The organism is Paenibacillus sp. P4_A7, assembly GCF_056402455.1.
Map to the genome: position 1 here is coordinate 1 of NZ_JBFUHJ010000898.1, position 685 is coordinate 685.

The 685-nt window shown below is 38.5% G+C and carries 2 protein-coding genes; both read right to left on the minus strand.

The genetic code is table 11. The features are described 5' to 3' along the window. Nucleotides 1–229, minus strand: a 229-nt coding sequence (locus AC1DWN_RS34810; RefSeq protein WP_477563357.1) for a hypothetical protein, incomplete at its 3' end; no start/stop codon positions are given. Next, nucleotides 226–685: P-loop NTPase family protein (locus tag AC1DWN_RS34815; RefSeq protein WP_477563358.1), on the minus strand; the 460-nt coding region annotated here is incomplete at its 5' end. The genes AC1DWN_RS34815 and AC1DWN_RS34810, both read right to left, overlap by 4 nt.

Genomic DNA, 685 nt, shown 5'->3' on the forward strand with positions numbered 1-685 from the left:
CAGCCATATAGACGGAAATTAAGCCCATCGTTAATTGGTTCAACATCACTATCCACTGAAAACTAGCATAGAAAACGGCAGCAGTCTCTTCATAATGAATAGCTTGATTTTCATACGTGAAAATAACATAGCCCCAACAAATCAAAGTGATAATAAACGGGAGTACCAAAAATTTATTGCGAAATAATAAACGCATTTCATTGTGAAAAATAAGCTTGATCATGCTCATGAAATCACCCCATTAATCGCTGCCATATAGCCATCCTCGRTGGTTGGCTGTACAGCCACAGCATCAGCACGTGGAGATTCTTTTGAGATGACTCGGAAAATGACATCGTTTGATTCCCTTCTACTAGAAATGACCAAGTGATTCTTTTCAATATGATCGTATTCTGTGTAAGGCACCTGAAACTCCCAAATATAATTAACAGCCTTTTGAGCCAGGCCAGTAGTCGTTCCTTGATAGAGCACATTGCCATTATTTAGAACCGCTAATTTTTCACAGCTAGATTCGATATCACTAATAATATGAGTGGATAGTATGATCGTATAATCTTTACTCAGCCTCTCTATTACATTACGGAATCGAATTCGTTCGGATGGATCAAGACCCGTAGTCGGCTCATCTAAAATAATGAATTTGGGATTTCCGAGTAATGCTTGTGCAATACCAAGTCTCCTTTTC